General features: G+C 73.3%; 21 protein-coding genes. 16 read left to right on the forward strand and 5 right to left on the reverse strand.

Annotated elements, in window-relative coordinates:
• Window positions 1-460: 460 nt before the first annotated feature.
• The 8 genes from NCI01_RS18460 (at window position 461) to mnhG (ending at window position 8,473) form a co-directional block, all read left to right on the forward strand.
• Complete coding sequence (locus NCI01_RS18460) at window positions 461-1,453, forward strand: transposase (RefSeq protein WP_254182959.1); 993 nt, start codon at window positions 461-463, stop codon at window positions 1,451-1,453.
• A gap of 67 nt (window positions 1,454-1,520) precedes the next feature.
• The gene (locus NCI01_RS18465; protein ID WP_254182960.1) at window positions 1,521-1,895 is read left to right on the forward strand and encodes a hypothetical protein; all 375 of its coding nucleotides are present in this window, start codon (window positions 1,521-1,523) and stop codon (window positions 1,893-1,895) included.
• Between the two features lie 289 nt (window positions 1,896-2,184).
• Window positions 2,185-5,058 carry a Na+/H+ antiporter subunit A gene (locus tag NCI01_RS18470; protein WP_254182961.1) on the forward strand — a complete coding sequence of 958 codons (2,874 nt, stop codon included), beginning with the start codon at window positions 2,185-2,187 and terminating at the stop codon, window positions 5,056-5,058.
• A complete protein-coding gene (locus NCI01_RS18475; RefSeq protein ID WP_172261324.1) occupies window positions 5,055-5,561 on the forward strand; it encodes a Na(+)/H(+) antiporter subunit C in 507 nt (168 codons plus the stop codon). Before NCI01_RS18470 ends, NCI01_RS18475 begins: the two co-directional genes overlap by 4 nt.
• Window positions 5,558-7,252, forward strand: coding sequence for a Na+/H+ antiporter subunit D (locus NCI01_RS18480; RefSeq protein ID WP_254182962.1), 1,695 nt, complete (start codon window positions 5,558-5,560; stop codon window positions 7,250-7,252). The genes NCI01_RS18475 and NCI01_RS18480 overlap by 4 nt, the downstream gene beginning before the upstream one ends.
• Window positions 7,249-7,809, forward strand: coding sequence for a Na+/H+ antiporter subunit E (locus tag NCI01_RS18485; RefSeq protein ID WP_216659141.1), 561 nt, complete (start codon window positions 7,249-7,251; stop codon window positions 7,807-7,809). The genes NCI01_RS18480 and NCI01_RS18485 overlap by 4 nt, the downstream gene beginning before the upstream one ends.
• Window positions 7,806-8,111, forward strand: coding sequence for a monovalent cation/H+ antiporter complex subunit F (locus tag NCI01_RS18490; RefSeq protein WP_172261326.1), 306 nt, complete (start codon window positions 7,806-7,808; stop codon window positions 8,109-8,111). Before NCI01_RS18485 ends, NCI01_RS18490 begins: the two co-directional genes overlap by 4 nt.
• Window positions 8,108-8,473, forward strand: coding sequence for a monovalent cation/H(+) antiporter subunit G (mnhG, locus tag NCI01_RS18495; protein ID WP_172261327.1), 366 nt, complete (start codon window positions 8,108-8,110; stop codon window positions 8,471-8,473). The genes NCI01_RS18490 and mnhG overlap by 4 nt, the downstream gene beginning before the upstream one ends.
• Before the next feature lie 24 nt (window positions 8,474-8,497).
• Here mnhG and NCI01_RS18500 read toward each other — a convergent pair whose 3' ends face one another.
• The gene (locus NCI01_RS18500) at window positions 8,498-9,832 is read right to left on the reverse strand and encodes a calcium-binding protein (protein ID WP_254182963.1); all 1,335 of its coding nucleotides are present in this window, start codon (window positions 9,830-9,832) and stop codon (window positions 8,498-8,500) included.
• 116 nt (window positions 9,833-9,948) lie between these two features.
• Between NCI01_RS18500 and NCI01_RS18505 the strand changes: the two genes are divergently transcribed.
• The 3 genes from NCI01_RS18505 to NCI01_RS18515 all read left to right on the forward strand — a co-directional run bounded on the left by NCI01_RS18505 (window position 9,949) and on the right by NCI01_RS18515 (window position 12,131).
• A complete protein-coding gene (locus tag NCI01_RS18505) occupies window positions 9,949-10,788 on the forward strand; it encodes an aldo/keto reductase (RefSeq protein ID WP_254182964.1) in 840 nt (279 codons plus the stop codon).
• A 38-nt stretch (window positions 10,789-10,826) separates the two neighbouring features.
• Window positions 10,827-11,531 (forward strand): peptidylprolyl isomerase, encoded by a 705-nt coding sequence (locus tag NCI01_RS18510; RefSeq protein ID WP_302182277.1) that lies wholly within the window; start codon window positions 10,827-10,829, stop codon window positions 11,529-11,531.
• 150 nt (window positions 11,532-11,681) lie between these two features.
• Window positions 11,682-12,131, forward strand: coding sequence for a GyrI-like domain-containing protein (locus NCI01_RS18515; protein WP_254182965.1), 450 nt, complete (start codon window positions 11,682-11,684; stop codon window positions 12,129-12,131).
• 9 nt (window positions 12,132-12,140) lie between these two features.
• Here the strand turns inward: NCI01_RS18515 and NCI01_RS18520 are convergent, their stop codons facing one another.
• Both NCI01_RS18520 and NCI01_RS18525 read right to left on the reverse strand, forming a co-directional pair.
• A complete protein-coding gene (locus NCI01_RS18520) occupies window positions 12,141-12,587 on the reverse strand; it encodes an OsmC family protein (protein WP_254182966.1) in 447 nt (148 codons plus the stop codon).
• Window positions 12,588-12,672: 85 nt separating this feature from the next.
• Window positions 12,673-12,816, reverse strand: a complete 144-nt coding sequence (locus NCI01_RS18525; RefSeq protein ID WP_254182967.1) for a hypothetical protein — start codon at window positions 12,814-12,816, stop codon at window positions 12,673-12,675.
• 172 nt (window positions 12,817-12,988) lie between these two features.
• Here NCI01_RS18525 and NCI01_RS18530 point away from each other — a divergent pair, with 172 nt between their 5' ends.
• The 5 genes from NCI01_RS18530 to NCI01_RS18550 all read left to right on the forward strand — a co-directional run bounded on the left by NCI01_RS18530 (window position 12,989) and on the right by NCI01_RS18550 (window position 21,109).
• A complete protein-coding gene (locus NCI01_RS18530) occupies window positions 12,989-13,813 on the forward strand; it encodes a formate dehydrogenase accessory sulfurtransferase FdhD (RefSeq protein ID WP_254182968.1) in 825 nt (274 codons plus the stop codon).
• A 59-nt stretch (window positions 13,814-13,872) separates the two neighbouring features.
• The gene (locus tag NCI01_RS22845; protein WP_254182969.1) at window positions 13,873-15,057 is read left to right on the forward strand and encodes an exonuclease SbcCD subunit D; all 1,185 of its coding nucleotides are present in this window, start codon (window positions 13,873-13,875) and stop codon (window positions 15,055-15,057) included.
• Window positions 15,054-18,038, forward strand: coding sequence for an AAA family ATPase (locus NCI01_RS18540; RefSeq protein WP_254182970.1), 2,985 nt, complete (start codon window positions 15,054-15,056; stop codon window positions 18,036-18,038). Before NCI01_RS22845 ends, NCI01_RS18540 begins: the two co-directional genes overlap by 4 nt.
• Window positions 18,039-18,200: 162 nt before the next feature.
• The gene (locus NCI01_RS18545; protein WP_254182971.1) at window positions 18,201-19,721 is read left to right on the forward strand and encodes a TldD/PmbA family protein; all 1,521 of its coding nucleotides are present in this window, start codon (window positions 18,201-18,203) and stop codon (window positions 19,719-19,721) included.
• Complete coding sequence (locus NCI01_RS18550; RefSeq protein ID WP_254182972.1) at window positions 19,721-21,109, forward strand: metallopeptidase TldD-related protein; 1,389 nt, start codon at window positions 19,721-19,723, stop codon at window positions 21,107-21,109. The genes NCI01_RS18545 and NCI01_RS18550 overlap by 1 nt, the downstream gene beginning before the upstream one ends.
• Window positions 21,110-21,122: 13 nt before the next feature.
• Here the strand turns inward: NCI01_RS18550 and NCI01_RS18555 are convergent, their stop codons facing one another.
• Window positions 21,123-22,409, reverse strand: a complete 1,287-nt coding sequence (locus NCI01_RS18555; RefSeq protein WP_254182973.1) for a serine hydrolase domain-containing protein — start codon at window positions 22,407-22,409, stop codon at window positions 21,123-21,125.
• 34 nt (window positions 22,410-22,443) lie between these two features.
• On the reverse strand, window positions 22,444-25,311 hold the full coding sequence (gene gcvP / locus NCI01_RS18560; RefSeq protein WP_372495207.1) for an aminomethyl-transferring glycine dehydrogenase: 2,868 nt from the start codon (window positions 25,309-25,311) through the stop codon (window positions 22,444-22,446).
• Window positions 25,312-25,360: the final 49 nt, after the last annotated feature.

A 25,360-nucleotide genomic window follows, 5' to 3' on the forward strand; every position in this document is an offset into this window, starting at 1 on the left:
GGGTACGACTCGACGCGCACGACCCATGCCTCCCAGCCGCGACGATCGGAATGCCGCCAGGCCAGCAGGACTCCCGGCGCCGGCGCCGACCACCTGCCCGTTAGGTCCACCCACACGTGGAACGGAGGCTGGCGCGGCACCGATGAACAATAGAACACGTGTCCTATGTCGCCTAGCGTGGATGTGGCACGCTGGAGTTTCTATGGAAACTCCCGCTTGCCCCGACAAGAGGCACAGGAACTCGACGGTCGTGCGCGCCGGTTGGTACGGACGAGAGGGCCAGCGTCGTCAACGGTGGTGGTGTCAGCCGAAGACGGGTGAGCGCCACCGGTTCACCGAGACCCTGCCTCGCATCACGGCCGGTCCTGGGGAGGCGCATTCGTGTGCCGAGTGCCAGACGACGCTCCAGCCGTGGGAGGGACAGCCGGCGCCTCGGCTGTACGGCTTCTCCGCTCGGGACGTGGCGTGGGCGCTGACCCAGGTCGCGGTCGGCGCGAGCTACCGCGGAACGGCGGCTGCGGTGCGCGAGCGAGCCGGCCGGCCGCTGGAGAAGCGGGCGGGCGTGGGCTCGAACGGGAAGACGAAGCTGCCGCCAGCGACCCAGCACGGCCAGCTCGTGTCGGACTGGGTGGACGTCTTCGCTCCGGTGATCTGGTCGGCGCACGCACCCAAGGCCTGGCCCAGCGCGGTTCTCCTCGACGAGGACACGTTCAAGCACCGCCTTGGCGACGGCTCCTCCGCACTGGCTTTCTACGTCCTGGGCGTCATGGCCCGCGACGACCGCGGCCGTTCCATCGTGGCCGCCGTCGAAGCCGTCCCGAAGCTCAACATCGCGGCCTGGGACCGCCTCCTTCGGACGCTGGATGGACAACCGCAGTGGGTGGTCACCGACGGCGGCGGGCCCGTCGTGAAGGGCGCCGCCAAGGCGTGGCCGGACGCTGAGAAGTGGCGCTGTGAGTGGCACCTGCGGCGGAACCTGGCCGACAACCTGCCCGCACCTGTGCAGCGCGACCCCAGCGACCCGCTCCTAGGCAAGCTGCAGTACGCGCAGCTGTCCGAGGAGAACTGGGACGCCTACCGCAGCGCCCTCCGCAAGCGCGCTGCGGCAGAGCCCGGGTTCAGGACCGCGGAGATGTCCGCCGTGCGCCTGGACGGCCTGATCCGGACGCAGGCCGCTTCGCGGCCGGACCCGTCCGACGGGTTCCCGGTGTCCACCGGGCCGCTCGAGCAGTTCTTCCGGACCCTCGAGCTCAGCCTGGGCGACCGGGCGGCCAGGCTGACGAACAAGCGCCGTGCCGACGCCCTCCTCAAGCTCCTGGCAGCGAACCGGAACGGATGGGTCGACCACGACGCGTGGACGGCCATCCTGCGCGAACACCTCGACGCACGCCGCGGCCACGCCGCCGAGCAGCGCAAGCATGTCGACTCGCGCAGCGCTCCCAGCCTGCGCTGACCGCCAACACGGGTCTGCCGACCCCAGGGTGTTCCATCAACCGGTTGAGCAGACGTACCGTGCCGACGTGGATAGACGAGAGCGTGTCCTTGCGATTACGGCGGCGGTCGAAGCGATGTTGCTCGTGTACGGAGCAGTGGTCGCCTTCCTCACGGCGTCGCCCCAGAGCGGGCACGACATGCTCTTGGGTGCTGCGCTTCTCTGCCTCGCAGCACCTCTCGCCTGGCACGCCGTGCCCAAGCGGGTCCCACAGGCTGACCCGCTTCGACTTCTAGTCATCGTCCCCAACGCTGTGCTGATGATGCTGTGCTTCAGCGGCATGCTCGGGGCGGCCAGCGGCGACACCCCCTGGCCTGCGCTCGTCGCGGTCCTTGCGGCCGGCGTCATCGTCGTCGCCGTCCGGTTGAGCCACCGCAAGGTGCGTGCGGTCGCTCAACCCTGATCGCACGGCGACCCGTCGCTCGAGCATCAGCGTTGAGCCGTCATGCCTGCGCGTTCTCGACACGATCGGCTTGCGGGAGCGTAAGGGGACGGCGGCAAGATCTCGAGCGTGGCGTATCCACGCTAGGCGACATAGGACACGTGTTCGACTCACCCGCCAGCCCGCCGGTCCACATATGGGGTCCGTCCCCCATCTTTCGTCCAGGAGCGCTCGCACGGCCGGATCGCGCTCCGCGCGCCTGTAGATTCGCAGCGACCCCCATCGATGACGAGGACCCCCGCCTGTGCTGATGCTGATCGCTGCGCTCGTCGCGGCGGCGGTGCTGTCCCCGTGGCTGCTGCTGCGCACCGGACCGCGGGCGTTCCTGGCCATCGCGCTCGTCCCGCTGGTCGGCACGGTGTGGGTCGCCGCGCAGGGCGCCGCCGTCCGCGACGGCGAGACGCTGGTCGAGGTCCACCCGTGGGTCGGCAGCCTCGGCATGGACCTGGCGCTCGCGATGGGCACCCTCCAGTGGGTGATGGCGCTCGTGGTGCTGGGCATCGGCACGCTCGTCCTGGCCTACTGCGCGTCGTACTTCCACGACGACGAGCCGGGAGTCCCCCGGTTCGCGGGCGTCCTCGTCGCCTTCATCGCCTCGATGCTGGGGCTGGTCCTGGCCGACGACCTGCTCCTGCTCTACGTATTCTGGGAGCTGACGACGGTCTTCTCGTTCCTGCTCATCGGCCACGACTCCGAGCGACGGGCCAGCCGGCGTGCCGCCATCCAGGCGCTGGTGGTGACGACCTTCGGCGGCCTCGTCCTGCTTGTCGGCGCCATCGTCGTCGGCCGCGCCGCCGGGACGTTCCGCATCACCGAGATCCTGGCCGATCCCCCGGGCGGCACCGCCGTGACCGTCGGGGTCCACCTGCTCCTCGTCGGAGCCCTCAGCAAGTCCGCGCTGCTGCCCTTCCACTTCTGGCTGCCGTCGGCCATGGCCGCCCCGACCCCCGTCAGCGCCTACCTCCACGCCGCCTCGATGGTGAAGGCCGGCGTCTACCTCGTCGCGCTCCTGGCCCCCGCGTTCGCCGGCGTCGCCGGGTGGCGCACGGTCCTGCTGGTGCTCGGCCTCGCGACGATGGTCCTCGGCGGCGTGCGTGCCCTGCGCCAGCACGACCTCAAGCTGCTGCTGGCCTACGGCACCGTGAGCCAGCTCGGCTTCCTCGTGCTCGTCCTCGGCACCGGCACCCGCAGCGCGATGCTCGCCGGGCTCGCCCTGCTGCTGGCGCACGCGCTCTTCAAGGCGACCCTCTTCCTCGTCGTCGGCGTGGTCGACCACAGCACCGGCACCCGCGACCTGCGCGAGCTGTCGGGCCTCGGCCGTCGCCTGCCCGTCCTCGCCGTGGCAGCCACGCTCGCCGCCGCGTCGATGGCGGGCCTTCCCCCGCTCCTGGGTTATGTCGCCAAGGAGAGCGTGCTCGTCGCGCTCGTCGACGTCGCGCGTGAGGGTGACGGCACCGAGATCGGTACGACGACCGGGTGGCTGCTCGTCGCCGGCGTGGTGGTCGGCTCGATCCTCACCGCCGCCTACTCGGCCCGGTTCGTCTGGGGCGCCTTCGGCACCCGGGAGGTCGAGGAGCCGGTGTCGGTCCACTCCCCCTCCCCTGCGTTCGTCGCCGCCCCGGTCGCCCTCGCAGCGCTCTCGCTCGTCCTCGGTGTGCTCGGTGGTCCGCTGACGGCGCTGCTCGGTCGCCAGGCGGAGGCCTTCCCGGCCGGTGTGCACGAGCCGGAGCTGTCGCTGTGGCACGGCGTCGGGCTCCCGCTGGCCCTGACCCTGGTCACGCTCGCGGCGGGTGCTGCGTTGTTCGTCGCTCGCGAGCCCGTGGCCCGGGCGCAGGCCGCCCTGGCCCACGACTGGAGCCTGGAGCGGGCCTACCGCGGCGGCATGCGCCGGCTCGACCGCACGGCCGTGGAGGTGACCGGTGTCGTGCAGCGCGGATCGGCGGCGGCCTACCTCGCCATCATCCTGGTCGTCCTCGTCGTGCTGCCGGGATCCACCCTGGTCGGCAACGTCGACGTACGGGTGACGGCCTGGGACAGCCCCGCGCAGGCCGTCGTCGGCGTCGTCGTCGTCGCGGCGGCCGTGCTGACCGCGCGGTCACGTCGCCGCATCCGGGCCGTCCTGCTCGTCGGCGTCACCGGCTACGGCACGGCCTTCCTGTTCGTCCTGCAGGGCGCACCCGACCTCGCGCTGACCCAGGCGCTGGTCGAGACCCTGACCGTGGTGGTGTTCGTCCTCGCGCTGCGGCGGCTCCCGGAGTACTTCACCGACCGCCCGCTGAGCCGCCAGCGCTACCTGCGGATCGCGCTCGGCGTCGCCGTGGCTGTCGTGACCGCCGGCTTCCTGCTCGTGGCGGGCGCTGCGCGCACCGCCGACCCCGTCTCGCTGTCGCTGCCCGAGCAGGCGCTGGAGTTCGGTGGGGGCGGCAACATCGTCAACGTCGTCCTCGTCGACACGCGCGCCTGGGACACCCTCGGTGAGCTCGCGGTGCTCGTGGCCGCGGCCACCGGCGTGGCCAGCCTGGTCTACGTCAACGCGCGCGGCGCCGACATCCGCCGCGTGCACGACATCCCCTACCCCGCAGGCGTGGAGAAGGTCGCCACCGGTCCCGGGCGCCGGGCCTGGCTGCCCGGCTCGCGCACACTGCCGCCCGACAAGCGCTCGATCGTCTTCGAGGTGATCGTCCGCCTGCTCTTCCACACGCTGGTCGTCATCTCGATCTACCTGCTGCTGGTCGGTCACAACGAGCCCGGCGGCGGGTTCGCCGCCGGCATGACCACCGGGCTCGCCCTCGTCGTGCGCTACCTCGCCGGCGGCCGCTACGAGCTCGACGAGGCCGCACCCGTCGACGCCGGTCGACTCATCGGGGCCGGGCTGGCCGTGGCGGCACTGGCCGCCCTCCTGCCGATGGCCTTCGGAGGCGTGGTCCTGCAGTCGGCGGTCGTCGACCTGCACCTGCCACTGCTCGGCGACCTGCACCTGGTCTCGTCCGTCCTCTTCGACGTCGGTGTCTACCTCGTCGTCGTCGGGCTGGTGCTCGACCTGCTGCGCGCCCTCGGCTCCCACATCGACCGCGACATCCAGCGCTCCCGGCGCGAGGCCCGGACCGAGGCGGAGGCCGCATGACCGTCAACCTGACCCTCGTCCTCGTCGCCGCGTCGCTGCTCGGCTGCGGTGTCTACCTCGTGCTCGAGCGCAGCCTGTCGCGCGTGCTGGTCGGCATCGTCATGATCGGCAACGGCGTCAGCCTCTCCTTCATGGTCGCCGGCGGGCCCGCCGGGCGCGCCCCGATCGTGTCGAAGGGCGGCGACACCACCGGCCTCACCGACCCGCTCCCCCAGGCGATGGTGCTGACCGCCATCGTCATCACCCTCGCCACCACGGCGTTCGTGCTGGCCATGGCCTACCGCAGCTGGCAGCTCAACGGCCACGACGACGTGCAGGACGACATCGAGGACGACATCGTCCGCCGGCTGGCGCTTCGCGACGTGACGTCGGAGGCCTACTCCGCGACGACCTCCGACTACCCGGGTGACGACTCGAGCGGCGACCCCGGTCAGGGACCGGACGACGACCCGCTGGTCGCCGACGCCGCCGAGACGGCCGAGAGGGAGGCGAGGTCGACGTGAACGCCCTGGTCCCCCTCCCGGTGCTGCTGCCGATCCTCGGCGCCGGCGCGTCGCTGGCGTTGCTGCACCACCCGCGGATCCAGCGCTGGCTCAGCCTGACCGTCCTCGGCTCGGTCGTCGTCGTGGCCGCGGTGCTGCTGGTCCAGGCCGACCGCCACGGCCCCCAGACCGTCTGGATCGGCGCCTGGCCCGAGACGCTCGGCATCGTCCTGGTGGCCGACCGGCTCGCCGCCCTGATGCTGCTGGTCAGTGCGGTCGTGACGCTCGCGGTGCTCGCCTACTCCGTCGGACAGGGCATGACCGAGGACGAGGAGGGCGCACCGATCTCGGTCTACCACCCGACCTTCCTCGTGCTCGTGGCCGGCGTCGCCAACGCGTTCCTCGCCGGCGACCTGTTCAACCTGTTCGTCAGCTTCGAGATGCTGCTGTTCGCCAGCTACGTCCTGCTCACCCTCGGCGGGACGGCCGCCCGGGTCCGCGCCGGCACCATCTACGTGCTGGTCAACCTGCTGTCCTCGACCCTCTTCCTCATCAGCCTGGCGGTGACCTACGCCGCCACCGGCACGCTCACCCTGGCCCACCTGGCCCAGCGGCTCGCCGAGCTGCCCGACCACGTGTCGCTGATGATCCAGCTCCTCCTGCTGACGACGTTTGCCATCAAGGCGGCCGTCTTCCCGTTGTCGCTGTGGCTGCCGGACAGCTATCCCACCGCGCCCGCGCCGGTGACGGCGGTCTTCGCCGGCCTGCTCACCAAGGTCGGCGTCTACGCCATCCTGCGGGTGCAGACCCTGCTGTTCCCCGACAGCCCGCTCACCGACCTGCTGCTGTGGGCGGCGCTGCTGACGATGATCATCGGCATCCTCGGCGCGATCGCCCAGTCCGACATCAAGCGCATGCTGTCCTTCACGCTCGTCAGCCACATCGGCTACCTGATCCTCGGCATCGCGCTCGACAGCCGCACGGGCACCGCGGGCACGACCTTCTACGTCGTGCACCACATCACCATCCAGACCGCGCTCTTCCTCGTCCTGGGCCTCGTGGAGCGACGCGCCGGGAGCACCGCGCTGATGCGCATCGGCGGGCTGGCGCGGATCGCCCCGCTGCTGGCCGTGCTGTTCTTCGTGCCGGCGATGAACCTCGCCGGGATCCCCCCGTTCTCCGGCTTCATCGGCAAGGTCGGCCTGTTCCAGGCCGCACAGCTCGACAGCAGCCCGCTCGCCTGGACCCTGGTCGTCGCCGGCGCGGCGACCAGCCTGCTGACGCTGTACGCCGTCGCGAAGACGTGGGCCGTCGTCTTCTGGCGCACGCCGCTGGAGGCCCACGAGGCGCTCGAGGCGATCGGCACCAGCTCCGCGGAGCCGGTCCCCGGGCACGACACCGGCGCCGTACGCGTCCACCGCGGGCACGTCCACACCGCAGCCGGCACCGTGTCGCGCAGCGACATCGAGGAGGCCCGCCGGCTCGGCGACGACAACGAGCCCGAGCGTGACTTCCACACCCTGATCGAGGCAGGCGACGACAACCGTCACGCCCCCCTCGGCATGCTGCTCCCGGCCGCCGGGCTGGTCACGGCCAGCGTGCTCCTGACGGTCGTCGCCGGGCCGCTCTACGCCTTGGGCGACCGCGCGGCCGACGACCTGCACGAGCGCACCCCCTACCTCTCCTCCGTCCTGACCGAGGAGCACCCGTGAGCCCGGTCATGCGCACCCGTCGCGACGGGTCCACGCGTCCCGCCCGGCACCGGGCCGTCCAGCCGCTCGCGGTGGCGTGGCTGCTCGTGGTCTGGCTGGCGCTCTGGGGCGACGTGACGCCGATGCTCCTCGTCGGCGGCGTGCTGGTGGCCGTGCTGGTCTGCCTGACCTTCCCGCTCCCACCGATCGACCTCGGGTCCTCGGTGCGCGTGCTGCCACTCCTGGGCGTCGTCGCGCGCTTCCACCTCGACGTCGTGCGCGCCAGCGTCCAGGTGGCCGGCGTGGTGCTGCGGCGCCGACCCGTGCGCAACGCGGTGGTCGCGGTCGACCTCGAGACGACGTCCGACTTCCTGATGACCCTCGTGGCCTCCATGCTGTCGCTGATCCCCGGGTCGGTCGTCGTCGAGGCCCGCCGGTCCACCCACACCCTCTACCTCCACGTCCTCGACGTGCCGGACGCCGCGGCCGCCGAAGAGTTCCGCCGCACCGCCCTGGCCCTCGAGCAGCGCCTGCTGCGGGCGCTGCCGCCGCGACCCACCGCCCCGGAGGCCCGATGACCGTCGTGCTCGTGCTCGGCGCCGCGATGCTCACGGCCGCCGCCGCCCTCCTCCTCGTACGCCTCACCGTCGGCCCGACCATCCTCGACCGGAGCGTCGCGCTCGACGTCCTGGTCGCGGTCACCGTCTGCGCGACGGGCCTCCACGTCGCCCACTCCGGCGTGACCTACGCGCTGCCGATGCTCGTCGTGCTGGCCGGCTGCGGCATGGTCGGCGCGGTCAGCGTCGCCCGCTACACCAGCCGGAGCGACGACCTCGAGGCCGGGGACCGCGACGACCCGGGCACCGGTGGTCTGCGATGAGCTGGACCGTCGTGGCCGACCTCGCCGCTGCCGTGTGCATCCTCCTCGGCGCGCTGCTCGCCCTCGTCGCCGCCATCGGCGTCGTCCGCATGCCCGACCTGCTGAGCCGCATGCACGCGGCCACCAAGCCCCAGGTCCTCGGCACGGTGCTGGTGATGACCGGCGTCGCCCTCCGCCTGCGCGAGCCGGGCGTCGTCGGGGTGCTCGTCCTCATCGTGCTGCTGCAGATGGCCACGAGCGTGGTGTCGAGCCACATGGTGGGCCGTGCCTCGTTCCGTGCGGGGCAGGTCCGTCGCGACCTGCTCGTCGTCGACGAGCTCAGCGACGGACCTGCCCACGAGGAGCCCCGCGGCGCCCCGTGAGGCCGGCTGACGCAACCCCGGGCGTCAGCGGCGCACCTCGCACTGGCGCAGCTGCTCCCCGTCGACGCACCGGTCGCGGCCCGCGCCCCCCACGAGCGCGTCGCGGCCGGGACCACCGTCGAGGAGGTCCGCCTTCCGGCCACCCACCAGCTCGTCGCGTCCGCCGCGACCGAACGCCGTGATCCGCATCGAGCCGTTCGCCGACAGCCCGTCGCGTCCGGCGCCGCCGCGGTAGGTCAGACGACCGCGCGGCCCGGAGAACGACAGGCCCTCCGCGCGCTCGTAGGCGAGCCGCTTGCGGCCGTCGGCGGTGATCTTGCCGCGGGGCACGTCGACGACCCATCGGGTGCCGGGGTCGAACTCCGCCTTGCGTGCCGTCAGCCGGACCACGTCGCGTCCGGGACCGCCGTCGACCTCGTGCCCCTTGCGCCGCCCGATCTGGGCGTCGATCTCGTCACCGGCAGCGCCGCCGTGGGCACTGACACCGATCCCGGCCTCGACGTAGTCCCGTCCCCGGCCGCCGCCCAGGCTGCTGCCCCGCCCCGTTCCGAAAAGCGCGTCCTTGCCACGGTCGCCGAAGACCCGGTCGCGGCCCAGGACCGACAGGACGTAGTCGTCGTCGCCACCGGCACGCACGACGTCGTCTCCGGGCGCGACGCTCCGGTCGTAGACCTGCATCGTCTGCGGGCCGACCCGGTCGGGCTCCAGCACGTCCTCGCCGCCGCGGCCGACGATGGTGTCGTCACCGCCGCCGCCCTGGATGGTGTCGCGCACGTCCGACCCGACGAGCACGTCGTCGAAGGCCGAGCCGATCACGCCCCCGGACCACCGCGGCACCACGATCGTGTCGGTGCCCTCCCCGGTCGCCCGGCCGGTGGAGAGGTCCACCGAGACCGGACCGGCGGCGCCGCGGTAGGACACCCGGTCGTACTCGCCCGGCCCGTCCCACGACCCGTCCTCGGACTGCGGGTCGTCGCCGAGGTCGACGAAGTCGTCCCCGGGCCCGGGGACGAGGAGGTCGCCCTGGTAGGAGTCCTCCGGGAAGTACTCCCCGTCGAGGCCGCCGAGGAGCCGGTCGTCGCCGGGGCCGCCGACGAGCGTGTCGCGGCCGTCGAGGCCGCAGATCGTGTCGTTGCCCGCTCCCCCGTCGATGACGTCACCGGCGTCCGTCCCGAGGATCACGTCGTCACCGGCGGTGCCGGTGGTGGCGACGCCGGCGACGGCGACGATCGTCGGCACCTTGCCGTCGCACGTGGCGGCGGCAGCGGCCGGCGTACCCGCTGCGGCGGCGATGCCGAGCGGCGCGACGAGGACGAGGGCCGGGACGAGTGCGGTGCTGAGGCGTGTTGCGCGTGACAAGGAGATCCCCTCGAGGTCGGTGTCGTGGCCACGATGGGCCCGGTCACCGAGTGTGATGCGGCCGGCCGTCGAAAGGTTGCCGCGGGTCATCACCCGGGTGCGCCTACGGTGAGGGCATGGCCCACATCCCGACGTACGACCTCAACGACGGCACCAGCATCCCCGCCATCGGCTTCGGCACCTATCCCCTGCGCGGCGACGACGGCACCGAGGCGATCCGCACCGCCATCGAGGCCGGCTACCGCCTGGTCGACACCGCGGTGAACTACGACAACGAGGTGGAGGTCGGCGAGGCCATCCGCCGCTCGGGCGTGCCGCGCGGCGATCTGGTCGTGGCCAGCAAGATCCCGGGTCGCCACCACGCCTACGACGACGCGATCCGGTCCGTGCGCGAGTCGCTCGAGCGCCTCGGGCTCGAGCGCACCGACCTCCACCTGATCCACTGGCCCAACCCGAGCCAGGGGAAGTACGTCGAGGCGTGGCGCGCGCTCGTGCAGCTGCAGAAGGACGGACTGGTGCGCTCCATCGGCGTCTCCAACTTCACCGAGGAGCACCTGACCCGGATCATCGACGACACGGGCGTCACGCCGGCCGTCAACCAGGTCGAGCTGCACCCCCGCTTCCCGCAGGAGCACATGCGCGAGGTGCACGAGCGCCTCGGCATCCGCACCGAGGCGTGGAGCCCGATGGGCAAGCGGCGCGCGCCGCTCGAGGAGGACGCGGTCACGGCGGCCGCCGACGCGCACGGCGTGTCCCCCGGCCAGGTCATCCTGCGCTGGCACGTCCAGCTGGGCTCGCTGCCCATCCCCAAGTCCGCCGATCCCGCCCGCCAGGCCCAGAACCTCGACGTGTTCGGCTTCGAGCTCACCGCCGACGAGATGGCCGCGGTCTCCGGGCTCGCCGAGCCCGACGGGCGGCTCTTCGGCGGCGACCCTGACACCCACGAGGAGATGTGACGCAGGACGGTGGAGGGCCGCTGGCTACCATCACCCGCATGCTGAAGCGACTGGCCACCGTGGCCGCCTGCCTGTCCGTCCTCGCCCTGTCCGCCTGCGGCAACGAAGCCGACGGGTCGGACACCGCGTCGGACCCCTCGGCCGAGACGTCGAGCGAGTCGTCCGACGCCGCCGGCGAGACGACCACCTGCGACTACCCCGAGGACGGCCAGGAGCCGGCGCGCGAGGTCGAGGCGCCGGACGCCGAGGCACCGTCGGAGGGCACGGTGCCCGCGACGATCACCACCAACTTCGGCGACATCGGGCTCACCCTCGACGCGGCCGCCGCGCCGTGCACCGTGAACTCCTTCGTCTCGCTCGCCGAGCAGGGCTTCTACGACGACACGCCGTGCCCCCGCATCGGCGACCAGGAGGGCTTCGGCATCCTGCAGTGCGGCGACCCGACCGGCACCGGCTCCGGTGGCGCCGGGTACTCCTTCGCCGACGAGCTCAGCGGCGACGAGACGTACCCCGCCGGCACGCTCGCCATGGCCAACGCGGGCCCCGACACCAACGGCTCGCAGTTCTTCCTGGTGTTCCGCGACTCGCAGTTCGCTCCGAACTACACCGTCTTCGGCACCATCGACGAGACCGGCCTGGAGACGATCGACGCGATCGCGGCCGAGGGCAACGACGGTGCCCACCCGGCCGGTGGCGGCACCCCCAACAAGGACGTCACCATCGAGAGCGTCACCGTCGGCTGACCTCGCTCGCTGACCTCGCTCGCTGACCTCGCTCGCCGGTCGGGCGCCGGCACGTCTCCCCGGCGGGCGAGGGGCCCGGGCGGCAGTCCCCGGGCGGGTGGGACCTTGGGCCCTCCCGTGCCGGCGCGAGCCCGCGGGAGGGTCGGTGCCATGGAGCACGAGATCACCGTGGTGGACCTGCCCGAGCAGCCGACAGCCGTCATCCGGGGCCGGGCGTCGCCGGACAGCATCTCCGACGTCCTCGGCCACACCTTCGAGGCCGTCGCCCGGGCGGCCGCCGGTCAGGGACGGCAGATCGCCGGACCCCCGTTCGCCCGCTACTGGACGATGGACGAATCGGGCTGGGACCTCGAGGCGGGCTTCCCAGTGGACGCCCCCGTCGTCCCGGACGGCGAGGTCGAGCCGTCCAGCCTGCCAGCGTGCCGGGCGGCGCGCCTCGTGCACACCGGGCCCTACGACACGATCGGCGAGGCCCTGGGCGAGGCGTCGCACTGGCTGCAGGAGCACGGCTACGTCGCCACCGACGTGCATTGGGAGAGCTACCTCGACGGGCCGGAGGTGCAGCCTCCGTCCACGCTCGTCGTCGTGCCGTGCGCCTGACGGCAGACCTCAGGACGGCGGTCCTGCGTCCGACACCGGCTCGTAGGTGACGGGCTCGCCGAGCTGCACGGTGCGCGAGACCGTGCACAGCCGATCGCGCGACATCTCGATGGCGGCCTGCACGCGGTCGCGGGCGGCCTCGCCCTCGGGGCCCTCGGGGAACGCGACGTCGAACGACACCCGGATCCCGGTCAGGTGGTTGCCGTCGGCGTCACGGACCTTCTGGCCCTCCGCGTGCACGTCGAAGGTCGTGCTCGACACGCGCTTGTGGGTGATGGCCTCGACGTCGAGCGCGCTACAGCCGGCGATGGCGGCGAGCAGCAGCTCGACCGGGGTGAAGTCCGGGTCCTCTCCCCCGGTCCCGAAGAAGGTCTCGCCGCCCCGGGCGTTGGTCGCCTTGAACCGCGCCCGCCCGATCCGGGTGAGCTCGACGCTGCGCAGCGTGTCGTCCGTCATGACGAACACCCTGCCAGAGCGCAGGCTCCGACAGGGTGCTCGGTCCCCGACGGTGGGGTCGCCGCGAACGCCTGCTGAGGGGGTGTCAGCGGTTGGTACGACGCGCGGCGCGCCGGGCACGGCGCTCCTCACGGCGGGCGATCTCCACGTTGCGCAGGAGTGCGCGGTCCTCACCGGAGCGCGCTCGCGAGTCGACGAGGCTGAGAGCCAGGTGCAGCTGCGGGTTCATGGAGGTCTGTCCTTCCGATGGCGTCCGGCCCTCACGTGATGAGCAAGCGGTGTAAGAAGTAGCCGCCCCATTGCGGCTCTTACATCCTAGGGACGGCTAGCACGCCGTCCGGCATCCTCGAAGGGGTGATCTCGGCCACCAGGCGGACCCCTCACCGGGCTAGTGTCGAGGGGTGACGACCCAACGAGCGCGACGTCCCGGCCCGTCGGTCCGGACGCGCGTGGTGGAGCACACGGACGGCTCCGAGGTGCGGCGCGAGGACCGGCTCATCACCGAGGAGCCGCTCGAGATCCGGGTGCGCTCCGCGTCGGTCGAGCCGCGCCGGGCCTGGGTGACCATGCGCACCCCCGGCAACGACTTCGAGCTCGCCGCCGGCTGGCTGGTCGGCGAGGGGCTCGCCGTGCCCACGGGGATCGCCCAGGTCGCCTACTGCACCGACGCCGACCTGGCTCCCGAGCAGGAGTTCAACGTCGTCACCGTGACCGTCGCCGGTCCGCTCGCGCTCCCCCACCGGCACGAGGCCTCGTCGGCGGGGACCTCGGCCTGCGGCGTCTGCGGCAAGGACAGCGTGGTCGAGGCGCTCGCCACCCGGACGGCGCGTCCGTGGTCGGGTCCGCGCCCCGACGCGTCCGTCGTACGACGCCTGCCGGAGGCGCTGCGGGAGCGCCAGACGCTCTTCGCCCGCACCGGCGGCGTGCACGCGGCCGGGCTGGCCGACGCCGACGGCGCGGTGTCGATCGTGCGCGAGGACGTCGGTCGGCACAACGCCGTCGACAAGGTCGTCGGGGCCAGGGTGCTCGCCGGCGAGCCGGTCGCCTCCGCGTGCCTGGTGCTCAGCGGGCGCGTCGGCTTCGAGCTGGTGCAGAAGGCCGCCGCGGCCGGGATCGGGGCGATCGTCGCCGTCGGCGCGCCGACCAGCCTGGCCGCCCGGCTCGCCGCCGAGGCGTCCATCGACCTGTGGGGCTTCACCTCCGCGGGCCGCACCGTGCGCTACTGACCCGTCCCGGGCGGCGTGGTGGACCCGTCGGTGTCGGTGCGGCGATCTAACGTCGTCCCGTGCGCATCCTCCACACCTCCGACTGGCACCTGGGGAGGTCCTTCCACCGCGAGGACCTGCTCGGCCACCAGGGTGCGTTCGTCGACCACCTGCTGGAGGTGGTCGAGGAGGAGCAGGTCGACGTGGTCGTCGTCTCGGGTGACGTCTACGACCGCGCCCTCCCCCACGTCGACGCGGTCGCGCTGGCCGACGACGCCTTCGCCCGCCTCGCCGCCTCCCGCGCGCGGGTCGTGGTCAGCAGCGGCAACCACGACAGTGCCCGGCGCCTCGGCTTCGGCTCGCGCCTGATGGACGCGGCGGGCGTCTTCGTCCGCACCGACGCGTCCTCGGTCGGCGTCCCCGTCCTGATCCCCGACCGCCACGGCGACGTCGCGATCCATGCCATCCCCTATCTCGACCCGTCGGCGCTGCTCGAGCCCTGGAGCCTGCCCCGACGCAGCCACGAGGCGGCGCTGTCCGTGGCCATGGCGCGGGTCCGCGCCGACCTCGCCACCCGTCCGGCGACCACCCGCAGCGTGGTGCTCGCCCACGCCTTCGTGGCGGGTGCGACACCGTCGGAGTCCGAGCGCGACATCAGCGTCGGCGGCGTCTCCCGCGTCGCGACCAGCCTGTTCGACGGCGTCGACTACACCGCTCTCGGCCACCTCCACGGCCCCCACGTCCTCGACGACCGGCTGCGCTACTCCGGGTCGCCGCTGGCCTACTCGTTCTCCGAGGCCGACCAGGTCAAGGGGTCGTGGCTCGTCGACCTCGACGCCACCGGCTTCGCGTCGGCGACCTGGGTCGACGCCCCGGTGCCGCGCCGCCTGGCCCGCCTCTCCGGCACGCTGGAGCAGCTGCTGGGCGACCACGCGCTGGCCGCTCACGAGCGCGACTGGCTGCAGGTGACCCTCACCGACGAGCGACGTCCGGTCCGCGCGATGGAGCTGCTGCGACGGCGCTTCCCCCACACGCTCGTGCTGCAGTTCCCGTCGCCCGCCCTCGACGCCCGCACGCCGCCGCGGCCCGCCGCCGGCACGAGTGACCACGCGATCGCGCTCGACTTCGTGCGGCACGTGCGCGGGTCGCGGGCCACGCCGCAGGAGTCCGCCCTGCTGCGTGAGGCGATCGACGCCTGCTGCCACGACCCCGACCAGGACGTGCTCGTCGGTGCCGCGCCCGACACCCCGGGCGGTGTCACGTGAGGCTGCACCACCTCCGCGTCGTCGGCTTCGGGCCGTTCGCCGACCCGGTCTCGATCGACTTCGACGCGCTGTCCGACGCCGGGCTCTTCCTGCTCAGCGGACCCACGGGGGCAGGCAAGTCGAGCGTCCTCGACGCCGTCTGCTTCGCGCTCTACGGCGACGTCCCGGGCGACCGCGCGGCAGCCAAGCGACTGCGCTCCGACCACGCCGCCGACGACGTCGCGCCCCGGGTCGTGCTCGAGGCGACGCTGTCCGGGCGTCGGTTCCGCATCGACCGTTCGCCTGCATGGACCCGGCCCAAGAAGCGCGGCACCGGCACCACCACCGAGCAGGCCCGCGTCGTCATCTCCGAGCGCCGCCCCGCCGACGACGGCCAGCACCTCTGGCACCCCCTCAGCACCCGCCTCGACGAGACCGGCCACCTCGTCACCCGCCTGGTCGGCATGACGCTCCCGCAGTTCTGCCAGGTCGCGATGCTGCCGCAGGGCCGGTTCCAGGCGTTCCTGCGCGCTCGTTCCGAGGAGCGCCACGCCCTCCTCCAGCAGGTCTTCCAGACGGGCCGCTTCGACCGCACCGAGCGCTGGCTGCGCGACCGCCGGGTGGCACTGCGGCGTGAGTCGGAAGTCCACCGCACTGCGGTCGCCGACCTGGTCAGCCGGGTCAGCGAGGTCGGCGACGACCGGGCGCCCGACGACTGGCCCACCGACCCCGACGTGCTCGGCGACTGGGTCGTCGGGCTGGGTGACGCGGCGGAGGCGACGTCGCGCGAGCAGGCGGTGCTGACGGAGGCCGCGGCCGCAGCCGAGAAGGATGCCGCCGCCGGGAGCGCCGCCGGCGGGCGGCTCGCCGAGCTGCAGGCCACCCACGCCGCCGCACGACGCGACCGCGACGCGCTGGAGGCCGCCGCCACCGAGCACGCCGACCGCGTCCGGCGCGCCGACCGCGCGCAGCGCGCCGCCGCTGCCATGTCCCTCCACGACCTCGCATCCGCCTCGCGCGCCGAGGTCGCCGACCTCGACCAGCGACTCCTCGCGGCCGTCACCTCGCTCGGCGAGCTCGCCGGAGCGCCGGCGGCCGACCACGCAGCGGTCGCCGAGCACCACCGCGCGGCCACGCGTGCGCTCGACGACCTCGCCCGGGTGCGCCCGCTCCGACGCCAGGCCGCCGAGCTGCAGTCACAGCTCGACCTGACGACCGCCGACCGTGAGGACGCCGCCGCCCAGCTCGCCCGCCTGGCGGTCCGGGAGGAGCAGGTGCCGCTGTCCCTCGCCGAGCTCGCTCCGCGGCTCGTGGCCGCCCGAGACGCGGCCGCGGAGGTGCCGACGCTCGACCGCGAGCTCGAGGTCCTCCGGACGCGGGTGGGCGCCGCCCGCACCGCGGAGCAGCTGGCGACCGAGCTGTCGACGGCACGGCTCGACCTCGCCGCCGCCACCCAGACGCGGCTGCTCGCCCGCGAGGCGCTCGTGGAGATCCGCGAGCAGCGGCTCGACGGCATGGCTGCGGAGATCGCGCGCAAGCTCGCCGTCGGCGCCTGCTGCCCCGTCTGCGGCTCGGCCGAGCACCCCTCCCCCGCCTCCCCCGCGTCGGGCGCCCCCGACGAGGCGGCCGAGCGCGAGGCGCGTCGCGAGGTGGACGACCTCGAGGTCGTCGTGGAGGCCCACGCCCAGCAGGTGCGTGGGCTCGAGACCAGGCTCGCCACCGCCCTCGCCGAGGCCGGTGACACGACCGACCGCCTGCTCGCCGCAGAGGCCGACCTGCGGGCCCGCGTCCAGGACGCCCGTGCCGCAACGGCCTCCGTCGAGTCCCTCACCACCCGGCACGACGCCCTGCTCGCCGAGCGCGACGACCTCGCGCGTCAGCGCGAGGCGCTCGCCTCGTCCGCGTCCCGGCTCGGCACCGAGGCAGCAGTGCTCGACGCCCGCCTCCACGCGCTGCGCGAGCAGGTCCGCGCGGTCGTGCCCGACGGGGCCGACCTCGACGCGCTGACCGCGCACCACCGGCAGGTCGAGGCCCTCGCCCGGCGCTGCACCGACATCGCCGCAGACCTCGAGCGCGCCCGAGCCACGGCCCACAGCACCCAGCAGGCCGCCGACCGGGCGGCGGGTGACGCCGGCTTCGCCTCGTCCGCCGAGGCAGCCGCCGCCTGGCTCTCGGAGGCCGACCTCGCCGCGCTGGTCGCGACGATCGAGCAGCACGAGCGCGAGCTCGCCCGCACCGGCGCGCTGCTGGCCGACGACGACCTGGTCCGGGCGGCCGCAGCCGAGGCGCCCGACCTCGACCGGCTCGCCGAGGCGCACCGCCGCGCGAGGGAGGCGGCCGCGGCGGCGCGCCACCGCGACCTCGTCCTCCGCGAGCGCACCCGCCGCCTGCGCGACCTCGCCGGCGAGATCCGCACCGCCCTCGCCGCGTGGGCGCCGGTCCGTTCCGACCTCGACCTGGTCGCCGACCTCGCGGCCCTCGTCGAGGGCAAGCACCCCGACAACCGCCACCAGATGCGCCTGTCGGCCTACGTGCTGGCCCACCGACTCGGCCAGGTCGTCGACGCCGCCAACCTGCGCCTGTCCACGATGAGCGACAGCCGCTACTCCCTCGTCCACACCGGCCGACGCGGCGCCGGGGAGACGCGCGGCGGACTCAGCCTGCTGGTGCGCGACGACTGGACCGGTGAGAGCCGCGACCCGGCGACCCTGTCGGGCGGCGAGACCTTCGTCGTCTCGCTGGCGCTCGCTCTCGGGCTCGCCGACGTGATCACCCAGGAGGCGTGCGGCGCCGACCTCGACACCCTCTTCGTCGACGAGGGGTTCGGCTCGCTCGATGCCGAGACCCTCGAGGACGTCATGGACACCCTCGACACCCTGCGCGACGGCGGGCGGGTGGTGGGCGTGGTGAGCCACGTGCCCGAGCTGCAGACGCGCATCCCCACCCAGCTGCGTGTCCACCGCGGGCGCACCGGCAGCCGCACCTCGCTCTCCCTCGCCTAGGCAGCCGTCCCCACCCGCCGCCGGCGGCAGACCGCCGCGCCGGTCGCGTCAACGGCGTACGTCATGGCCACCGGCAGCCCCACGACCACCACCCCTGACGTCGACGCCGTACGTCGGTGAGCCGGGCGTGACCCGCCTGCGGCCTCGGCTAGGTTCGTCCCCATGAGTGCGCCCGGGCTCGACCCGACCTTCAACGACCTGCCGCACCGCCGGCTCGGCGAGGTGGCCCTCGCGCGGGCCCAGGAGCTCGGTGCCAGCCATGCCGACTTCCGCCTCGAGCGCAACCGCTACCAGTACCTCGGTGCCCGCGACGGCGTCCTCCAGACCGCCAGCGACGCCGAGGACCTGGGGTTCGCCGTCCGCGTCGTCCACCAGGGCGCCTGGGGCTTCGCCTCCGGGGTCGTCCTGACCGACGACGAGGCGCGCCGGGTCGCCGAGACGGCCGTCGCCGTCGCCAAGGTGGCCGCAGCGATGACCACGACCCCGGTCGAGCTCGCCCCGGAGCCGGTGCACGACGACGTCACCTGGGTCTCGGGCTACGACGTCAACCCCCTCGACGTACCGACGCCGGAGAAGGCAGCCCTGCTCGTCGACTGGACCGACCGGCTGCGCACGGGCGCCGCCGTCGCCCACGCCACCGCCTTCCTGCAGCAGGTGCAGGAGAACAAGTACTACGCCGACCTGTCCGGCACCCGCACCACCCAGCAGCGCGTACGCCTCCAGCCGGGGTTCGAGGCCACCGGCGAGGACGAGCAGTCCGGCATCTTCGACTCGATGGCGTCCATCGCGCCGCCCGTGGGACGCGGCTGGGAGTACCTCACCGGTTCCCACTGGGACTGGGACGCCGAGCTGGCCGAGGTCCCCGAGCTCCTCGCCGAGAAGCTCAAGGCCCCCAGCGTCGAGGCCGGCACCTACGACCTCGTCGTCGACCCCTCCAACCTGTGGCTCACCATCCACGAGTCGATCGGCCACGCGACCGAGCTGGACCGGGCCCTGGGCTACGAGGCCAACTACGCCGGCACGTCGTTCGCCACCTACGACAAGCTCGGCACCCTGCGCTACGGCTCCCCCGTGATGAACGTGCAGGGCGACCGCACGCAGGAGCACGGCCTCGCGACCGTCGGCTACGACGACGAGGGGGTCCAGACCCAGAGCTGGGACATCGTCCGCGACGGCGTGCTCGTGGGCTACCAGCTCGACCGCTCGATGGGGCACCTCAAGCCCGAGCTCAACGGGGGCCGGTCCAACGGCTGCGCCTACGCCGACTCACCCGGTCACATCCCGATCCAGCGCATGGCCAATGTCTCGCTGATGCCCGGCACCGACGACCTCGGCACCGACGACCTCATCGGTCGGGTGGAGCGCGGGATCTACGTCGTGGGCGACAAGTCGTGGTCCATCGACATGCAGCGCTTCAACTTCCAGTTCACCGGTCAGCGGTTCTACAAGATCACCGACGGCAAGCTGGACGGCATGCTCCGCGACGTGGCATACCAGGCCACCACGACCGACTTCTGGGGCTCCATGGAGGCGGTCGGCGGCCCGGACACCTGGGTCCTCGGCGGTGCGTTCAATTGCGGCAAGGCCCAGCCCGGGCAGGTCGCCGCGGTGAGCCACGGCTGTCCCACCGCGCTCTTCCGCGGGGTCAACATCCTCAACACCATCGACGAGGCAGGCCACTGATGACCTCCACTCCCCAGCAGCTGGTCGAGCACGCACTCGCGACCTCGACCGCCGACGACTGCATCGCGATCGTCCGCGACGTCACCAGCGCCAACCTGCGCTGGGCCAACAACACGCTGACCACCAACGGCGTGATGACCGAGGTGTCGGTCACCGTGGTCAGCTTCGCCGGCGTCCCGGGCGGCACCGCGACGGGCTCGGTCTCCGGCAGCGCCGCGACGCCCGAGCAGGTCACCGCGATCGTGCAGGCCGCCGACGCCGCCGCGCGCGCCGGCTCCCCCGCCGAGGACGCCGCCGACCTCGTCGCCGACGCGACCTCGCCCGACTGGGACACCGAGGCCGAGACCACCGACATCGGGGTGTACGACGCCTTCGCACCCGCCCTCGGCGAGGCGTTCGCCCAGGCCACCGCCGAGGACCGGCTGCTCTACGGCTTCGTCAACCACGACGTCGCCACCACCTACCTCGGGTCGAGCCGCGGCCTGCGGCTGCGGCACGTGCAGCCGACCGGTCACTACGCGTGCACCGGCAAGGACACCTCCCTGACCCGCAGCGCCTGGACCGGCGGGGCCACCCGCGACTTCCGCGACGTCGACGCCGCGGCGATGGCCGCCACGGTGGCGCAGCGCCTCGCGTGGGCCGAGCGCCGCATCGACCTGCCCGCCGGGCGCTACGACACGATCCTGCCGCCCTCGTCGGTCGCCGACCTGATGATCGACGCCTACTGGGGCGCCGGCGCCCGCGTGGCCCACGAGGGCGAGTCGGTCTACAGCCGTCGCGGCGGGGGCACCCGCATCGGCGACAAGGTGGCGGCCCCCGGCGTCAGCCTCTTCTCCGACCCGGCCCACCCCGGCCTGGAGTGCGCTCCGTTCGTCATCGCCGGCGCGTCCGACAACACCGACTCGGTCTTCGACAACGGACTGGCGCTCGAGCGCACCGACTGGATCCGCGACGGCCTCCTGACCGGCCTGCTCCAGACCCGCCACTCCGCCGGCATGACCGGTCAGCCGGTGACCCCGATGATCGACAACCTCGTCCTCGAGGTGGGCGACGGCGCCGGCTCGGTGGAGGAGATGGTCGCCGGCACCCAGCGCGGGCTGCTGCTCACCTGCCTGTGGTACATCCGCGAGGTCGACCCGCAGACGATGCTCCTCACCGGCCTCACGCGCGACGGCGTCTACGTCGTCGAGGACGGCGAGATCGTCGGTGCGGCCAACAACTTCCGCTGGAACGAGAGCCCCATCGACCTGCTCAACCGCTTCAGCGGCGCGACCGAGACGGTGCCGAGCTTCAGCCGCGAGTGGGGCGACGACTACTTCTCCCGCACCGCGACCCCCGCCCTGCGCATCCCCGACTTCAACATGTCGAGCGTGTCGCAGGGCGTCTGAGCAGGGCGCCCGCTCAGCGGGGGTGGCCGCCCGGGATGTCGACGTCCGGGTCGTAGGGCGTGCGGGTGTAGACGAACGTCGCGCACTCGAGGTGGTGGACCGAGCCGTCCGGGCGACGTACGACGTCGAGCCGCTCGCCGCGGTGGTAGCCCGAGACGCCCACCAGCGTCCCGCGAACCGGCTCGAAGCGGTCGGTGACGACGTTGCCGCGCGCCATGGCGCGCAGCTCGAGCCCCTCGTTGTGCCAGCGCACGTCGTAGGCGGTGTTGCCCCAGAACCACAGGCCCGGCACGCCGTGCGCCTCCGGTGGGACGGCGACGGTCGGGCGCCACGGTGCCGGCCGGGCGTCCTCGGCGTCGGGGTCGCCGTCGATGAGCGAGACGGCGAGCTCGCGCGGGTCGATGCCCGTGGTGGCGTTGGCGAGCACCACCGCACCGATGCCGCTGTCGGGGTCGACGTGGAGCGCGGCGAGGAAGCCCGGCATCGAGCCGTTGTGGCCCACCAACCGTCCGCCGGGGTGGATGCCCAGCATCAGGCCGAGCCCGTAGTCGGGCGTGACGGGTCGCTGCATCTCCTCAAGAGACGACGGCGACAGCACGTCCGGTCGCGCGCCGCCGAGCACCTGGCCCCAGGTCACGAGGTCGACCAGCGTGGACCACAGCTGGCCGGCCGGGGCCATGGCGCCCGTGTCGGTGAGCGGCTCGTGGACGCGGATCCCGGTGAAGTGGTCCACGCTCCACCCCGGCTGCGCGCCGGGACGCGGCAGGTAGGAGGTCGCCCGCATCCCCAGCGGCTGGAGCAGGCGCTCGGCCACGAGCGCCCGCCACGGCGCCCCGAGCCGGCGGGCCACGACCTCGCCGAGCAGGCCGTAGCCGAGGTTGGAGTAGTGGAACCACGCGCCGGGCGGCGCCACCCGCCCACTACCGTCGTTGGCCGCTGCCAGCGCGGCGAAGTCGGTCCCCCGGGTGCGCTCCCACCACGGCCCGCGGGGCTCGCTCTGCATCCCCGAGGAGTGCGCCAGCGCGTCTCGGACCGTCACCTCGCCGTAGCCGACGTCGCCCAGGTGGACGGCAAGCGGGTCGTCGAGGTCGAGCAGGCCCTCGTCGCGCGCCTGCACGACCAGGACGGCCGTCATCGTCTTGGTGATCGAACCGATCCGGTACTGGCCGTCCAGCCCGGGCGCCTGGCCGGCTCCGCCCGCCCAGACCGCGCCGTAGCGGTCGAGGACGGCACCGACCACCGACGTCAGCCGGCCCTCGGCCTGCGCGACGTCGAGCAGGCGCTGGCGCTGGTCGCTCACGCGGACGACCCTAGGCCCCCGACCGCCGAGATGCTCAGTCCTGCGCGAACGCCTCCGGCGGCGGGCAGGCGCACACGAGGTTGCGGTCGCCGTAGGCCTGGTCGATGCGTGCCACCGGCGGCCAGTACTTGTCGGGGTCGATCCCACCGGGGAAGACGCCGACCTCGCGCGAGTAGGGGCGGTCCCAGTCACCGACGAGCGCACGCGCCGTGTGGGGTGCGTGGCGCAGCGGCGAGTCCTCCGGGGTCCACTCCCCCGCCTCGACGCGCGCGATCTCGCCCCGGATGGCGATCATCGCGTCGCAGAAGCGGTCGATCTCGGCGAGGTCCTCGGACTCGGTGGGCTCCACCATCAGCGTGCCCGCGACCGGGAACGACATCGTGGGTGCGTGGAAGCCGTGGTCGACGAGCCGCTTGGCGACGTCGTCGACGCTCACACCGCTGGCCTTGGTGATGCCGCGCAGGTCGAGGATGCACTCGTGCGCGACGAGGTCGCCGTGGCCGCGGTAGAGCACCGGGAAGTGGTCCTCGAGGCGCTTGGCGATGTAGTTGGCGGAGAGGACGGCGACCGCGGTCGCGCGGGTCAGCCCCTGGGCGCCCATCATCCGGATGTAGGCCCACGTGATCGGCAGGATGCCGGCCGACCCGTAGGGCGCAGCGCTGATGGGGCCGATGCCGTGGCGCTTCTCGGCCTCCGGGTGCCAGCCGTGCGAGGGCAGGTAGGGCGCCAGGTGGGCGCGCACGGCCACCGGCCCCACGCCCGGGCCGCCGCCGCCGTGGGGGATGCAGAACGTCTTGTGGAGGTTGAGGTGGGAGACGTCGCCGCCGAACTCGCCCGGACGCGCCCAGCCGAGCAGCGCGTTGAGGTTGGCCCCGTCGACGTAGACCTGGCCGCCGTGGTCGTGGACGATCTTGCACAGGTCGGTGATGGTGTCCTCGTAGGCGCCGTGCGTCGAGGGGTACGTCACCATGATCGCGGCGAGCGTGTCGGCGTGCTGGTCGCACTTGGCGAGCAGGTCGTCGAGGTCGACGGAGCCGTCGTCGGACGCCTTGACCACGACGACCTTCATCCCGGCCATCACCGCGGACGCGGCGTTGGTGCCGTGCGCCGACGACGGGATCAGGCACACGTTGCGGCCGACGTCGCCATTGGCCAGGTGGTAGCCGCGGATCGCCAGCAGGCCGGCCAGCTCGCCCTGCGAGCCGGCGTTGGGCTGCACCGAGACCTTGTCGTAGCCGGTGACCTCGGCCAGCCACCGCTCGACGTCGTCGACGAGCTCGCGGTAGCCGGTGGCGTCCTGGGCGGGCGCGAAGGGGTGCAGGTCGGCGAAGCCGGGCAGGCTGACCGGCTCCATCTCGGTGGTCGCGTTGAGCTTCATCGTGCACGACCCGAGGGGGATCATGCCGCGGTCGAGGGCGTAGTCGCGCGAGGAGAGCCGGTGCAGGTAGCGCAGCATCTGCGTCTCGCTGTGGTGGGAGTTGAAGACCTCGTGGGTGAGGAACTCGGTGGTGCGGCGCAGGTCCTCGGGCAGGCCCGACGGGGCGTCGTCGCCACCGGGCGCGACACCGAAGGCGCGCAGCACGGCCGCCACCGTCGACGGGCTGGTGCGCTCGGACGTCGACAGGCCGACGTGGTCGACGTCGACCAGCCGCAGGTGCAGCCCGACCTGGCGGGCCGCCGCCACGACCTCGCCGGCACGGCCCGGCACGGCCACGGTCAGCGTGTCGAACCAGGTGGCGTTGACGACGTCGACTCCCCCGGCGCGCAGCGCCTCGGCGATGCGGCTGGCGTGGTCGTGGGTGCGCTGCGCGATCCGCCGCAGCCCGGCGGGGCCGTGGTAGACGGCGTACATCGATGCGACCACGGCGAGGAGCACCTGCGCGGTGCAGATGTTGGACGTCGCCTTGTCCCGGCGGATGTGCTGCTCGCGCGTCTGCAGGGCGAGGCGGTAGGCCGGACGACCCTCCGCGTCGATGGACACCCCCACCAGCCGACCGGGCAGGTGCCGCTCGAGACCGGCCGAGACCGACATGAAACCGGCGTGCGGGCCGCCGTAGAAGAGGGGTACGCCGAAGCGCTGGGACGACCCGACCACGACGTCGGCGCCGAAGGTGCCGGGCGCCTCGAGCAGGGCGAGCGACAGGATGTCGGCGGCCACGACGGCCAGGCCACCTCGCTCGTGGGCGGCGTCGATGACCGGCCGCGGGTCGCGGACCTCCCCGGAGGCGCCGGGGTACTGGACCAGCACGCCGCAGAGGTCGCCGTCGGGCAGGCCATCGGCCAGGTCGGCGACGACGACCTCGATGCCCATCCCCTCGGCTCGCGTGCGCACCACGTCGATCGTCTGCGGCAGTGCGTCGGCGTCCACCACGAACGGGCCGGTGGCGGTGCGCTGGGCGCGGCGTACGAGCGTCATCGCCTCCGCGGCAGCGGTGCCCTCGTCGAGGAGCGAGGCGTTGGCCGTGGGCAGGCCGGTCAGGTCGGCCACGACGGTCTGGAAGTTGAGCAGCGCCTCGAGGCGGCCCTGCGAGATCTCCGGCTGGTAGGGGGTGTAGGCGGTGTACCAGGACGGGTCCTCGAGCACGTTGCGCCGGATCACCGGGGGCGTGATGGTCGCGTGGTAGCCCAGGCCGATCATCGCCTCCGCCGGGCGGTTCTGCGAGGCCAGGGTCCGCAGGGCCCGGGCAGTGGCCTCCTCGTCGAGCGGGTCGGGCAGGTCGAGCGCGGAGGCCGACCGGATCCCTCCCGGGACGGCGGCCGTCATCAGCGACTCGAGCGACTCGTGGCCGATGGCCTCCAGCATGCGGGCGACGGCGGCGTCGTCAGGGCCGATGTGGCGGGCGACGAACTCGCCCAGCCCGTCGGTCGGGTCGGCGGCGGAGGTCGGGGTGGAGTCGGGCACGAGGGCTCCCTGAGGTCACATCGCTGGACCTCCCCCTCTGTCAGCCCGG

This window comes from Nocardioides pinisoli, assembly GCF_024199985.1.
In the GTDB taxonomy this organism is placed as follows: Bacteria; Actinomycetota; Actinomycetes; order Propionibacteriales; family Nocardioidaceae; genus Nocardioides; species Nocardioides pinisoli.